This is a genomic window from Niveibacterium sp. COAC-50, from assembly GCF_013184235.1.
Lineage (GTDB): Bacteria > Pseudomonadota > Gammaproteobacteria > Burkholderiales > Rhodocyclaceae > Niveibacterium > Niveibacterium microcysteis.
In genome coordinates this window covers 90,630-104,805 of the sequence record NZ_JABCJM010000008.1, presented here as the reverse complement: position 1 = coordinate 104,805, position 14,176 = coordinate 90,630, and the positions used below count along the sequence as shown (strand labels likewise).

The following is a 14,176-nucleotide window of genomic DNA, read 5'->3' as shown; positions in this document are numbered from 1 at the left end:
GTCGGATCAAACCGGGTCTTTCTTCAACCCGAAACGGTTCATCAGATCGTAGAGTGTTGGCCGGCTGATCCCGAGCACTTCGGCGGCGCGCGCAATGTTGCCGTTAACGCGAGCCAGCACCCGCACCACGGCACGCCGTTCAGCCTCGTCTCGCACCGCGCGCAGATTGAGCGCGTCAAGATCCTCGTCCGGCGCGTTCAGCCCAAGGTCATCCGCCGTGATGCGACCGGCATCCGCCATGATGACCGCGCGCTTGACGCAGTTCTCCAGCTCTCGCACGTTGCCAGGCCACCGATGCGCAGCAAGCGCGGCCAGCGCATCATCGGTAAAGCCCATGGACCCGCGCCGGTGCTCATTCGCAAACCGCTGCACAAACGCGTGAGCGAGCAACAGGGCATCACCATCGCGATCCCGAACCGGCGGAATATCAACCACGATCTCGGCAAGGCGATAAAACAAATCCTCGCGGAAGCGGCCCTGCGTGATCAGGGACTTCAGATCCTGGTGCGTTGCGCAGACGATCCGCACGTCGACCGGAATTTCCTCCCGCCCACCGATGCGCTCGACCACGCGCTCCTGCAGGAAGCGCAGCAACTTGGCCTGCAGCGCGATCGGAAGATCGCCTATTTCGTCGAGGAACAGCGTGCCTTTGTGCGCCAGTTCGAACTTGCCAGGCGTTTGCTTGACGGCACCGGTAAACGCGCCCTTCTCGTAGCCGAAGAGTTCGCTTTCGAGCAGGTTTTCCGGAATCGCGGCACAGTTAATCGCCACGAAACGCGCCGCGCGCCGCGGAGAGGCTTCATGCAGGCCGCGCGCGAGCACTTCCTTGCCGGTGCCGCTCTCGCCAAGCAGCATGACGGTAACGTTCGCGCTCGACACCTTCTCAATCGTGCGGAGGATGCGCAGCATCGCCGCATCCCGCGTGATCACCGTGCCAAGCGGACCACCGGCGTGCTGGGTCTGAAGACGGCGGTTTTCGTGCTGCAGGTCGTAAAGACGAAACGCCCGGTCTATCGTCAGCATCAACAACTCGGGCTCGAAGGGCTTGGCGAAGAAGTCGTAAGCGCCTGCGCCAACCGCGCGCACGGCGTTCTCGCGGTCGTGCTGCCCTGTGAGCACAATCACCTTGGTGTCCGGCGCAAGTGACAGGATTTCACCCAGGAGCCTGAACCCTTCTGTGGTGTCGTCCGGTGACGGAGGCAAGCCGAGATCCATCGTAACCACAGCCGGCTCATAGCGGCGGATCTGAGCGATCGCGGACTCACGGTCGTCAGCGGTCACTACCTCATACTGGTCGAACGCCCAGCGCATTTGCTTTTGCAGCGCAGGATCGTCCTCGACGATCAGTAGCGTGCGTTTTCGGTCATTCATGTTTCATGCCGCCTCAGCCGGCGATACCGCTTCCCGTACGCACGGGAGCCATACCTGCATCGTTGTTCCGCGCCCCGGCTCGCTCTCGACGTCGATCCGGCCACCTAGTTCGGTGATGTACTGCAGGGTTTCGTAGGCACCGATGCCCATGCCGGCATCCTTTGTGCTCTGGAAAGGCTTGAACAGTCGCTCGCGCACAAACTGTACCGACATGCCACAACCGCTGTCGCGGACTTCAATGCAGGCCATGCCGTCGCGCTCGAACACCCTGATTCCGACAATACCATCGTCCCCAGTGGCGTCGAGTGCATTTTGCACCACATGACCGACAACTCTTTCGATGCGCTCCGGGTGAGCCATCGCCACCGGCGCGGCATCCAACTGAACGCTGACCAGCGGACGCTGGTGTCGTTTGCCATCGGCAATCCGCTGCGCCAATTCGCCCAGGCTAACCGGGCGACGCATGTCGATGGAGCGCTTCTCCTGCAGCTGCGACATCAGCCCTTTCATGCGCTCCTGCACATGACGCACGGTGTCCAGCATGTCCTGCTGAAATTCGGGGTTGTCCTTGTGGCGATCAGCATTGCGCAGCATCAGCTGCAACTGGGCCACGAGGTTCTTGAGGTCGTGCACGACGAATGCCGACATCCGGTTGAACGCATCGAACTTCTGCGCCTCCATCAGGGCCTCTGCAGCCTGATGACGCCCTAAGTGCACCGCTGCCTGACGCGACGCTGTCTTGAGCAGATCGAGCACCTCCCAATCGATGTCGATGCTCGTACGTGCCGTCATCAAGACAACGAAACCAACCAGTTCAAGCTCAACAAACAAGGGCACAATCAACCAGGCATCCGGCACCTGCTCCAGCCAGGCCGGAGGCTCAAAGCCCTCGTAGATCGAGGGCTGGCTGCGCACTTCTGCCAGGTCAACCACCCAGCCACGCTGCATCAGAAAGCGCGCGAACGGGCCGTCAACCGCCTCCGACGCGTCAACCTGCACATGGTTGAGTCGTGCGTACGGCGCATAGCGGCCACTGTGATCCTTCAACCACAGCACACCACCCGGGCTTTCGACAAGGTCCGCCAAGCCCCGGATTACCGCAATCGACAGATCGGCGCTTCCCCCCGACACCGCCAGCGCCTGGGTAAAGCGCAACCATTCAGCACGGTAGTCGTATCGATAGCTGAAGAAATGCTTCGCGAGAAACACACGCAGCTTGGCGCGAAAAGCCCCGGAGAACAGCACGATCGCGCAACCCATCAAGCCGCCGAACAGCAGCAGGATCTGCAAGGCAGCGCCCCACTCACCGCCAAAGAAGCGAACCCAGTAGCCTGCGCCGGCGACAACGAGCAAGAAGAGACCCGCTACGCCAAGCGTCGCAGAGTGGAAGACAACTTCGCGCGACACGCTGATGCGGAAGTTCCAATTGCGGCTTCTGCCCGCAGAGATCGCGACCAAAACCATCGCAGCGCACCACACGAAACCACGCACGCCCCACAAGGTCAGATCGACGCGCCGGAACATGAAGGCGTCGGCCCCGACATACACGTCGAAGAAGAAAGCGCCGAGCAGTCCCACGGCGAGGGGTTTGATGCCCCAACGGGATTGTTCCGGGAAATTTCGGTAGAGCTGCTCAATCGCAACCAGGCCGGCCACCGCGCTGGCCAAGGTCAGCACAGCTACGAACTGCCCACCAAGCAAACCAGGCACCAAGCCCGATGCACCGAAGAGATCTGCGAGGAAACGTATCCCAACGACGCCGAGCGCAATCTGCCGCACTCGCGCGATCGACGGCGACAGCTCCGTGCCAGTCAATTCGAGCAACGAGAACAGGAACATCAGCCATGCAGCGATGCGCAGGCTATCCAGCATTCCGCTGACAGCCCAGAGCAACCAGGTCGCATCGAGGGCAAAAGCGAGAGACACCAACGCCCACGCCAGACTTGCCGTGATCGCATACAGCAACAGCGCGCCCTGCCGACCACCACGCCAGCTGAGCCGCAGGTGCAATCCGACGAGGACGAAAACAAGTGCCGCCAGACCATAGCCGGCGGCAACCATCACTGCGGGAACGGCGCTCATCGACGCCCCTTAACCATTTGCCGCGAATGCACGGCCACCAGATTTGTCACCCTCAATGGGCTCCTTCGCCGGTCAGCACTACCCGAACGGTCTCCGCAAGAATCAGTACGTCGAGGAACAGCGTGTGGTTCTTGACGTAGTAGAGGTCGTATTGAAGCTTTTGGATCGCGTCGTCGACGGTCGATCCATATTGGTAGCGCACCTGCGCCCAGCCGGTCAGACCCGGCTTGACACTATGGCGTACCGCGAAGAAGGGAATGTCACGCGCGAGTTGGTCGACAAAGTACGGCCGTTCCGGACGCGGACCGACGAGACTCATCTCGCCACGGATGACGTTGAGCAGTTGCGGGAGTTCATCAATACGCGTCTTGCGAATGATCCTGCCGACCCGCGTAACCCGATCGTCACGGGCAGAAGCCCACCGCGGCTTGCCATCCTTCTCGGCGTCGGTGCGCATGCTGCGGAACTTGATCACGTGAAAAACGCGGCCGCCGCGCCCTACGCGCTCTTGCGTGTAGAAGATCGGGAAACCAGACTCAAACGCGATCGCGATCGCCGTCAGCGCCATGACCGGCAGAGCCAGCACCAGCATGACCGTCCCCACAACCAAGTCGAACGTGCGCTTGATCGTGGAACGGAGCCAGCCTTGACGGAACCCGTCACCGTAAATCAGCCAACTGGCTTTGAGCGCATCAATCCGCACCTGCCCACGCACGCGTTCGTAGAACGACGAGAGGTCGAGCACCTTGACGCCCGCGAGCTTGCAGTCAAGCAGCTGCTTGAGCGACATCGAGCCTCCGCGACGTTCGCGGACGGCCACGATGATTTCGTTCACATCGTGCGCCCGCACGGCCTCGAGCAGAGAAGCATTCGCCGCCAGGATCCGATGATTTGAGACGACAACGTCATCGTTGTTGACGGCGGGATAGAAACCAACAACCTGCAGGGCTCGGGTGCTTTGGTTGCGCAAACTCTGATCGACCGCCGCGGCTTCGTTACCGGTTCCGATGACCAAAATGCGGCGGCGAAGGAGCGGTTCGCCGGCAGCGCCGACGACAAACCCGCGCAGAGCCAAGATGGAACCCAACAGCAGAACGACCGTCAGCTCACCGCGCTGCTGATCGAAAACACCCCATGGCAGGATGCGGAAGACGGCATAGGCGATCGGGATGCTGGCAAGCAGCGACAACAGGATGCGGGCCAGGGTGTCGTACAAACTGGAGGTCGGACCGCCGCGGTAGAGGCCCAGCGCGCTGTTGAGCGCAATCATGATGACGGCGAACACCAGGGCCGACGGCGCCAGCGCTTCTACGAGCGCAAAGCCGCCGCTGAGCTGCATGGTCGCCGCAACGAGAATCCCGGCAAACAGCAGCAGGCTATCGAAGAGCACCTGCGCAAACGCGTTGGCCGGTACGTAGTGATTGAAAAGTCGAAACATGGTGTCCCACCCTTGCGCTACGCCGCCCTGCCCGGCGGGCAACGCGCAATTGCTTTAATGGGACCGACGATACCCGAGCGCGCAGGACATTGGCGTGAAGGACGTCACATTCGACAAAGCCGTCAAATTGCGCGTTTATTCAATCAAAACAAACGCTTGACAACATTTCACGAAAAGAAAACGCACGCCCACGTGCGCACCGTCACAGTTCGACTTGTGTTCCGAATTCCACCACCCGGTTGGCTGGAATCCTGAAAAAGTCCGCCGCGCTGCCCGAGTTTCGGAACATGAAGATGAAAAGGCGCTCGCGCCACATCGGCATGACACCCTTGATACGCGGAATGAGCTTCTCGCGGCCAAGGAAGAACGAGGTTTCCATCATCTCGAACTCGAAACCTTGGCTCTGCGCCTGAATCAAGGCCGCCGGGATATCCGGATCGTCCTTGAAGCCGTAGTGCACCGAAATGCGCATGAAGCCGTAGTCGAGATGCTCGACCCAGACGCGATCGATTTCGGGGACGAAGGGAACATCTTCAGTGACCACCGTCAGCAGCACGACGCGCTCATGCAGCACCTTGTTATGCAGCAAGTTGTGCAGCAGCGCGCGCGGCACGCCGTCCGGGTTGGTCGTCATGAAGATGCCTGTACCCGAGACACGTTGTGGTGGCGAGTGAAACAGCGACTGAATGAACAGCTCAAGCGGGATCGTGTCGGTGCGGGTGCGCTCCGCAACGACCTGGCGGCCACGGCGCCAGGTTGCCAGCAGTAGGAACACGCCCAGTCCCATGGTTAGGGGGAACCAACCGCCATCGAGAATCTTGACCGAGCAGGCCGAAACAAAGGCGAGGTCGACGATCAGGAAGCCCGCAAGAAAGAGCCCGCCCTGCAAGCCAGACCATCCCCACAGACTGCGCACAACTATGAAGGCCAGCACGGTATCGATCAGCATCGTCAGGGTGACCGCGATGCCGTAGGCCGACGCCAGGGCACTCGACGACTTGAAGCCAATGACCAGCGCGAGCACCGCGCCGAGGAGCCCCCAATTGATGCCCGGCACGTAGACTTGGCCGATTTCGCGCGCCGAGGTGTGAATCAGACTGAAGCGCGGGCAGTAGCCGAGCTGCATCGCCTGGCGAGTCAGCGAAAAAGCGCCGGAAATGACCGCCTGTGAAGCAATGATCGCGGCCAGTGTTGCCAGCCCCACCATCGGATAGAGCATCCAGGGCGGCGCGAGCAGGAAGAACGGATTGCGTGCCGCCGCCGGATCCGACACCAGCAGCGCACCCTGACCAAGGTAGTTCAGGTAGATGCAAGGCAAGACCAAACCGAACCAGGCGAGCTTGATCGGCTTGCGGCCAAAATGGCCCATGTCGGCATACAGCGCCTCGGCGCCAGTCACCGCCAGCACGACCGAGCCCAGGACAAGGAAGCCGTGCAGCCGGTGCTCCGCGAGAAACTGAAAGGCGTACAACGGGTTGAGCGCCAGCAGGACGCTTGGCATCTCGATGATCTTGATCAGGCCGAGCACACCAAGCGTAATGAACCAAATGATCATGACCGGGCCGAAAAGCGCACCCACGCTCGCCGTTCCTTTGCTCTGGAACGCGAACAGCAACACGATGATCACCAGCGACAAGGGCAGGATCAATGGCGCAAAGGCTGGCTGCGTTACGGCCACCCCTTCGACCGCGGAAAGCACCGAGATCGCCGGCGTGATCACCCCGTCGCCGTAAAACAGTGCCGCCCCGAACAGACCGGCCGCCGTCAGCCACCACAGAGCCCGCGGATCCTTGGCGGCGGTGCGCTGGGCGAGCGCCATGAGGGCCATGATGCCGCCTTCGCCGCGGTTGTCGGCCCGCATGATGAAGACAACGTACTTCAGGGCCACGATGATGATCAGGGCCCAGAACACCAGCGACAGGATCCCGAGCACGTTGGCGTGTGAAGGCTCCAGCCCGTGCGAGCCAAACACCTCTTTCATCGTATACAGGGGGCTTGTGCCGATGTCCCCGAAAACCACGCCGATGGCGGCGACAGTCAGTGCCGCAAGGCGACCGGAGGATTGCTGCCCGGCGTGGGATCCGTTTGGGGTGTTCTGCATGTTCGATGGAGCGGGCCAACGAGCGCCCGGTGCTGCCCTGCAATAAAAGTGGCGCGGATTATAGGCGTGTCCCCGTTGCACCGCACCCAAGTTCGCTCAGGCACTGCGGCGTGGGCAGGCGAATGGGGTGTCGGTGCTACACTCGGCCGCAATTCAAGCGTACGAGTCACGATTGCATGGACGCCCTCCAACCACCGATTCCGGCCGGCAAGGTCTACCTAATTGGCGCGGGCCCCGGTGAAGCCGATCTGCTGACGGTGCGTGCCGCTCGCATGATCGGCCAAGCGGACGCCGTGGTCTATGACCACTTGGTCGGGGATGGCGTGATGGCGCTGATCCCGGCTGACGCAGAGAAGATCTATGTCGGCAAGGAAGCCGGCAATCACACGCTGCCGCAGGAGTCGATCAACACGCTCCTGGTGCGCCTCGCTCAGGCAGGCAAGCGTGTCGTGCGGCTCAAGGGGGGTGATCCGTTCATCTTCGGGCGCGGCGGGGAGGAAATCCTAGAACTGATCGGCTCCGGCATTCCGTTTGAGGTCGTACCGGGTGTGACGGCCGCGAGCGGTGCCGCCGCGTTCTCGGGGATACCGCTGACGCATCGGGAGGTCGCGCGCACCTGCGTATTCGCAACCGGCCATTTTCATGACGGCAGCTGCGATCTCGACTGGCCGGCGTTGGCACGCCCGAACCAGACGGTAGTGATCTACATGGGAATCGGCGCACTGCCCGTTATCAGTGCTCAGCTGGTGGCGCATGGGCTCGCCGCCAGCACACCCGCCGCCGCGGTGCGGCACGCAACGCTACCGACGCAACGCACCATCGTCGGCACGCTAGAGGATCTACCTGGGAAAGTGGCGCAAGCCGGCCTGAAGCCCCCCGCCCTGCTGATCATCGGCGAGGTCGTGAACTTGCGCGAGCAGCTCAACTGGTTCGAAGACCTGCCGCGCTGATGTCGGACCCGCCTGTGCAGCGGATCCGACACACAGGAAATCAATCAGGCCGCGACGCGCTCGACGCGCAGATCGACCTTGATTGGCGCACCCTGAGTCAGGACGCGATGAGTCGTGGTGTTGGTATAGAGCAACTTGCCGCCGTAGGAGATCCGAGCCGACAGCACGTAGGTGCGCTGCTGGTCGATCCGTGCGGACGGCACGGAGATCTCGAACGGGATCGGCCCATCCTCTTCAGCCGACAGCCGCATGCGCGCGAGCACCTGCGCCGGCGCGCCGGACTTGGAGATGTCGGTCAGCTCGATGTCAATCACGGCCTGCGGCGGCAGCGCCATGCCATCACCGTAGTTGATACGACCGCGAACGGTGGCGTGAGCGGTTTCCGGCAGGGAACCGACTCCGGCCATTGCGAGCGCCAGCACGGCAAAAGCGGTGCGACGCCGGGCGTTTGGTTTGCCTGCAGCCATGGGACTCAATAAAATCAGGGGTTCGACGCGTATCTGGGGGCGGGCCCTGAGATTTCAAGCGTCGTGAAGTGGTGCCGGGAGAGGGACTCGAACCCTCACAGTGTTACCACCGGCGGATTTTGAATCCGCTGCGTCTACCGATTCCGCCATCCCGGCGCGGAAAGTCAGTCATTATCCCGGAAAACCGCCCCCTCATCAAGCAAAGCTCATGCCGTTAACTGTTTCAGAGTTTGACTTCGACCTGCCGCCGACACTGATCGCGCAGACCCCTTTGCCCGAGCGCAGCGCGAGTCGCCTGCTGCGCGTTGGTCCGGACACGCTTGAGGACCTGAGCTTCAGGGATCTGCCAAGCCTTCTCGCGCCCGGCGATCTGTTGGTTTTCAACGACAGTCGTGTGCTGCATGCACGTCTGTATGGACGGAAATCGACCGGCGGCGAAGTGGAGGTGCTGATCGAGCGCCCACTTGGCGACCATGAAGCACTGGCCATGGTGCGTGCGAGCAAGTCGCCCAAGCCCGGCAGCCGCATGACTTTGATGGACGCCTTCGATGTGGAAGTGCTCGGCCGCGTGGGCGAGTTCTTTCATCTGCGCTTTCCGCAGGAAGCGACGGTCATTGAATTGATCGAGCGCCACGGCCGTCTGCCGCTGCCGCCTTACATCGACCGCGCCGCGGCCGAAGCTGACGAGGCACGCTATCAGACGGTCTATGCACGGCACCTTGGATCGGTCGCAGCGCCGACCGCCGGGCTTCACTTCGACCAAACGGTGCTCGATCAGCTGGCAGCGCGCGGCGTCAAGACCGCAGCCGTAACCTTGCACGTCGGCGCCGGTACGTTCCAGCCAGTGCGCGTTGAGCGCATCGAAGACCACGTCATGCACCGGGAGTGGTACGTGATTCCGGAAGACACCGTTGCCGCAATCACGGCAACCCGTGCAGCCGGCGGCCGCGTTGTGTGCGTCGGCACGACGAGCCTGCGTGCGCTCGAATCAGCGGCGCGCGACGGCGAATTGAAGGCTGGCGCGGAAGAGACCGACATCTTCATCACGCCGGGCTTCCAGTTCCGCGTCGCCGACCGCCTCATCACCAACTTCCACCTGCCACGCTCGACGCTGCTGATGCTCGTATCCGCCTTCGCGGGCCTCGATACGATCCGCAACGCCTACGCACACGCCATCGCAAACCGCTATCGATTCTTCAGCTATGGCGATGCCATGCTGCTCGACAAGGCTTCCACATGAAATTCGATCTTCTGCGCACGTCCGACGGCGCCCGCCGCGGCCGCCTGCAACTCAACCATGGCGTGGTGGACACGCCGGTGTTCATGCCGGTCGGCACCTACGGCACCGTCAAGGCGATGAGCCCGCACGAGCTCGACGACATCGGCGCGCAGATCTGCCTCGGCAACACCTTCCACCTTTGGCTGCGCCCCGGCATGGAGGTCATGAAGACCTTTGGCGGGTTGCACGACTTCATGGGCTGGCGCAAGCCGATCCTGACCGACTCGGGCGGATTCCAGGTCTTCTCGCTCGGGGCGTTGCGCAAGATCACCGAAGAGGGCGTGCGCTTCTCGTCACCAATCGACGGTGCGAAGCTGATGCTGACGCCGGAGGAATCGATGCGCATCCAGCGCGGACTGAACTCCGACATCGTGATGATCTTCGACGAATGCACGCCCTACCCCGCCGATCACGCCACCGCCGCCACGTCCATGCGCCTGTCGATGCGCTGGGCGCGCCGCTCGCGCGACGAATTCGATCGACTGGAGAACCCCAACGCTTTGTTCGGCATCGTGCAGGGCGGCATGCATGAAGACCTGCGCGACGAATCGCTGGCCGGGCTTGCGGATATCGGCTTCCATGGTTTCGCCATCGGCGGCCTGTCGGTCGGCGAACCCAAGGAAGAGATGGAGCGCATCCTGACGCACACCGCACCAAAGCTTCCGACCGACAAGCCGCGCTACCTGATGGGCGTTGGCACGCCGGAGGACCTGGTGTACGGCGTGTCGCGCGGTATCGACATGTTCGACTGCGTGATGCCGACCCGCAACGCCCGTAACGGCTGGCTGTTCACGCAATGGGGCAACCTCAAGATCCGCAACGCCAAACACCGCAACGACCCGCGGCCGCTCGACGAGGCCTGCAGCTGCTACACCTGCCGGCACTTCTCGCGCGCCTACCTGCATCACCTGGATCGCGCGACCGAAATGCTGGGCCCGCGCCTGATGACGATCCACAACCTGCACTATTACCAGCAACTGATGCGCGAGATGCGCGAGGCGATCGACGCGGACCGCTTCAACGCATTTGTTGCCGACTTCCACGCCCGCCGCGCCCGCGGCATTGACTGACGCCGCGCAAGAGCCGCGTGTTCGGCCCGGGCAGCGTCCCGGGCGCGACGCTGCGCGCTGCTATACTCGGCGGTTTGTGAATAAATCCATTCATCGGAGTGTAACGTGCTGATTTCCAACGCCTATGCCCAGACCGCGGGTGCCGCGGCTGACCCGACCGGCGGCATCATGGGCCTGCTGCCGCTGATCCTGATGTTCGGCATCCTGTGGTTCCTGATGATTCGCCCGCAGATGAAGAAGGCCAAAGAACACAAGGCCGTGCTGGAAGCGCTGCAAAAGGGCGATGAAGTTATGACCCAAGGCGGCGTCGCCGGCAAGGTGGCGAGCGTCGGCGAAAGCTATGTCCGCGTCGAGATCGCCGATGGCGTCGAAGTGCTGGTTCAGAAGGCCGCCGTGGCCACGGTTCTGCCCAAGGGCACGCTGAAGAGCGCCTGAGCCATTCATCGGCTGGGAGGCCCGAGCCTCCCGCCGCCCGCCCCCTCGCCCGGTCCCAAACCATGAACCGTTACCCCCTCTGGAAGAACCTCCTGATTCTGGTGGTTCTGCTGTTCGGCATCCTCTACACGTTGCCCAACTACTTCGGCGAAGTGCCTGCGGTGCAGGTATCGAGCGCAAAGTCGACGATCCGCCTGAGCGAATCCGCACTTGCGACCGCCGAAAAAGCGCTATCCGACGCGCGCATCAGTCACGACGGCGTGTTCTTCGACAACAACTCGGTCCGCGTACGTCTTGGCAGCACCGACGCGCAGATCAAAGCGAAGGATGCGCTGGAGCACGCCTTCAACCCGGATCCGAAAGACCCTGGCCATACGGTTGCGCTGAACCTGCTGTCGGCGAGCCCGAAATGGCTCACCGCGATCCATGCGCTGCCGATGTACCTCGGCCTCGATCTGCGCGGCGGCGTGCACTTCCTGCTGCAGGTGGACATGAAGGGCGCGATCACGAAGCGCCTCGACTCGACCACCGGCGACATGCGCACCATGCTGCGCGAGAAGGACATCCGCCACGGCGGCATCGTGCGTGACGGCGAGTCGCTGGTTGTCCGCTTCCGCGACGTCGCGACCCGCGACAAGGCACGCAATGTGATTCGCGATCGCCTGCCCGATCTGCAACTGGTCGACAAGACCGAAGCGGACGAGCAACTGATCGTCGGCACGCTGACCGAACAGGCCAAGCGCCGCATCCAGGAAGACGCGATCAAGCAGAACATCGTCACCCTGCACAACCGGATCAACGAACTCGGCGTGGCCGAACCGGTGATCCAGCAGCAGGGCGCGGACCGCATCGTGGTGCAGCTGCCGGGTGTGCAGGACGTTGCCAAGGCGAAATCGCTGATCGGCCGCACCGCGACGCTGGAAGTGCGCATGGTCGACGAAGCCGCCACGCAAAGTGGCAGCAGCGTCGGCGTGGATGTGATTCCGGAGCGCCGTCGCGATGGCTCGGTGATCCCGGTTGCAGTGAAGAAGCAGATCGTGCTGACCGGCGACCGCTTCAACGGTGCCGACGCCACCTTCGACAGCAACCAGCAACCCGCTGTTGCAGTAAGCCTGGACGCCGCCGGCGGCCGCATCATGCGCGATGTCACCCGCGACAGCGTCGGCAAGCGCATGGCGATCATCCTGTATGAACGCGGCAAGGGCGAGGCGATCTCGGTCGCCACGATTCAGGGCGAGTTCGGCAATCGCTTCCAGATCACCGGCCAGTTCTCGCCGGACGAGACGACGAGCCTGGCGATCCTGATCCGCTCTGGCTCGCTGGCTGCGCCGATGGACATCATTGAGGAACGCACGATCGGCCCGAGCCTTGGTGCCGACAACATCGCAAAGGGCTTCAAGTCCACGATGTGGGGCTTCATCGCCATCGCGATCTTCATGGTGATCTACTACATGGTGTTCGGCCTGGTATCGGTGATCGCCCTCGGCGCGAACCTGCTGCTGCTGTTGGCCTTGCTGTCCTTGCTGCAGGCAACCCTAACACTGCCTGGCATTGCGGCGATCGCCTTCACCCTGGGTATGGCGATTGACGCGAACGTGCTGATCAACGAGCGGATTCGCGAAGAACTGCGTAACGGTTCGACACCGCAAGCCGCAATCGCCGCGGGTTACGAACGCGCCTTCGGCACGATTCTCGACTCCAACGTCACCACGCTGATTGCCGGTATCGCACTGCTGATCTTTGGCAGCGGCCCGGTGCGCGGCTTCGCGGTGGTGCATTGCCTTGGCATCCTGACCTCGATGTTCAGTTCGGTGCTGGTGTCGCGCATGGTCACCAATTTCATCTACGGCAGCCGTCGCAAGCTGCAGTCGATCGCAATTGGCCAGATCTGGCGCCCCGCTGCCGACACGCAAGAGTAAGCAACAACACGCGGGCGGCCGCGGCCGCCCGCCTTTGAATCCTGTTTCATAACGGAAGCCAACATGGAATTCTTCCGCATCAAGAAAGACATCCCGTTCATGCGGCATGCGTTGATTTTCAACGTCATCTCGCTGATCACCTTCGTCGCAGCCGTATTCTTCCTCGCCACGCGCGGCCTGCACTTCTCGATCGAATTCACCGGCGGCACGGTGCTGGAGGTGAATTACGCTACCGCGCCGCAGCTGGAGCCCATCCGCAAGGCCCTGAGCAACGACGGCTTCGTCGACTTCCAGGTGCAGAACTTCGGCAGCTCGCGCGACGTGATGATCCGTCTGCCGAACCGCGAAGGCGAGTCGAGCGCGCAGATCTCCGAACGCGTGAAAGCCACGCTGGCGAAGGTTGAAGGGCCAACCGCCGAGTTGCGCCGGGTGGAATTCGTCGGACCGCAGGTCGGCAAGGAACTCGCATCCGACGGTGGCCTTGCGCTGCTGCTGGTGGTGGCCGGCATCGTCGCCTATCTCGCAGTGCGCTTCGAGTGGCGCCTTGCAGTCAGCGCGATCGTCGCCAACCTGCACGACGTCGTGATCATCCTGGGCTTCTTCGCCTTCTTCCAGTGGGAGTTCTCGCTGCCGGTGCTGGCTGCGGTGCTCGCAGTGCTGGGCTATTCGGTAAACGAATCGGTCGTTGTGTTCGACCGCGTGCGCGAGACTTTCCGCAACAGCCGCAAGCGCGGCCTGTCGGTCGAGGAAGTCATTGACCACGCGATCACGTCGACGATCTCGCGGACCATGATCACGCACGGCTCCACCGAAATGATGGTGCTGTCGATGCTGGTGTTCGGCGGCCCGACGCTGTTCTACTTCGCGCTCGCGCTGACGATCGGCATCCTGTTCGGCATCTACTCCTCGGTGCTCGTCGCAGCGCCCCTTGCCAAGTGGCTGGGCGTCAAGCGCGAACAGTTCATCATTCAGCCGAAGAAGAAGGAAGAAGCCGTCGTCTGACGCACGCTTCGCAAGCAAAACAAAGGGCCGCTTATGCGGCCCTTTTCATTGCAGCCGCGCGA

Annotated in this window: 11 protein-coding genes and 1 tRNA gene; 6 read left to right on the top strand and 6 right to left on the bottom strand. The window is 62.4% G+C overall.

Features of this window, described 5'->3' with window-relative positions; all coding sequences use genetic code 11:
• Positions 1-6: 6 nt before the first annotated feature.
• The 4 genes from prsR to HH302_RS20630 all read right to left on the bottom strand — a co-directional run bounded on the left by prsR (position 7) and on the right by HH302_RS20630 (position 6,992).
• Complete coding sequence (gene prsR, locus HH302_RS20645) at positions 7-1,371, bottom strand: PEP-CTERM-box response regulator transcription factor (protein WP_172204663.1); 1,365 nt, start codon at positions 1,369-1,371, stop codon at positions 7-9.
• Between the two features lie 3 nt (positions 1,372-1,374).
• Positions 1,375-3,453 carry an XrtA/PEP-CTERM system histidine kinase PrsK gene (gene prsK / locus HH302_RS20640; RefSeq protein WP_253946256.1) on the bottom strand — a complete coding sequence of 693 codons (2,079 nt, stop codon included), beginning with the start codon at positions 3,451-3,453 and terminating at the stop codon, positions 1,375-1,377.
• Positions 3,454-3,505: 52 nt separating this feature from the next.
• Complete coding sequence (locus tag HH302_RS20635; RefSeq protein WP_172204740.1) at positions 3,506-4,891, bottom strand: TIGR03013 family XrtA/PEP-CTERM system glycosyltransferase; 1,386 nt, start codon at positions 4,889-4,891, stop codon at positions 3,506-3,508.
• Between the two features lie 202 nt (positions 4,892-5,093).
• Positions 5,094-6,992: a potassium transporter Kup gene (locus HH302_RS20630; RefSeq protein WP_172204661.1), complete on the bottom strand. Its 1,899-nt coding sequence runs from the start codon at positions 6,990-6,992 to the stop codon at positions 5,094-5,096.
• Positions 6,993-7,168: 176 nt separating this feature from the next.
• Here HH302_RS20630 and cobA point away from each other — a divergent pair, with 176 nt between their 5' ends.
• Complete coding sequence (gene cobA, locus HH302_RS20625) at positions 7,169-7,942, top strand: uroporphyrinogen-III C-methyltransferase (RefSeq protein WP_206255147.1); 774 nt, start codon at positions 7,169-7,171, stop codon at positions 7,940-7,942.
• Positions 7,943-7,986: 44 nt separating this feature from the next.
• On the opposite strand, the gene HH302_RS20620 is transcribed toward cobA, so the two are convergent.
• Both HH302_RS20620 and HH302_RS20615 read right to left on the bottom strand, forming a co-directional pair.
• A complete protein-coding gene (locus tag HH302_RS20620) occupies positions 7,987-8,364 on the bottom strand; it encodes a YbaY family lipoprotein (protein WP_172204657.1) in 378 nt (125 codons plus the stop codon).
• A 114-nt stretch (positions 8,365-8,478) separates the two neighbouring features.
• Positions 8,479-8,565: transfer RNA gene (locus HH302_RS20615), tRNA-Leu, on the bottom strand.
• Between the two features lie 52 nt (positions 8,566-8,617).
• Between HH302_RS20615 and queA the strand changes: the two genes are divergently transcribed.
• The 5 genes from queA to secF all read left to right on the top strand — a co-directional run bounded on the left by queA (position 8,618) and on the right by secF (position 14,114).
• Positions 8,618-9,649 (top strand): tRNA preQ1(34) S-adenosylmethionine ribosyltransferase-isomerase QueA, encoded by a 1,032-nt coding sequence (gene queA / locus HH302_RS20610; protein WP_172204655.1) that lies wholly within the window; start codon positions 8,618-8,620, stop codon positions 9,647-9,649.
• Entirely contained in the window at positions 9,646-10,758 is a 1,113-nt protein-coding gene (tgt, locus tag HH302_RS20605) for a tRNA guanosine(34) transglycosylase Tgt (protein WP_172204653.1), read from the top strand. The genes queA and tgt overlap by 4 nt, the downstream gene beginning before the upstream one ends.
• A 105-nt stretch (positions 10,759-10,863) precedes the next feature.
• Complete coding sequence (gene yajC / locus HH302_RS20600) at positions 10,864-11,193, top strand: preprotein translocase subunit YajC (protein WP_172204651.1); 330 nt, start codon at positions 10,864-10,866, stop codon at positions 11,191-11,193.
• Positions 11,194-11,255: 62 nt separating this feature from the next.
• Positions 11,256-13,112 (top strand): protein translocase subunit SecD, encoded by a 1,857-nt coding sequence (secD, locus tag HH302_RS20595; protein ID WP_172204649.1) that lies wholly within the window; start codon positions 11,256-11,258, stop codon positions 13,110-13,112.
• A gap of 63 nt (positions 13,113-13,175) precedes the next feature.
• The gene (gene secF, locus HH302_RS20590) at positions 13,176-14,114 is read left to right on the top strand and encodes a protein translocase subunit SecF (protein WP_172204647.1); all 939 of its coding nucleotides are present in this window, start codon (positions 13,176-13,178) and stop codon (positions 14,112-14,114) included.
• Positions 14,115-14,176 lie beyond the last annotated feature (62 nt).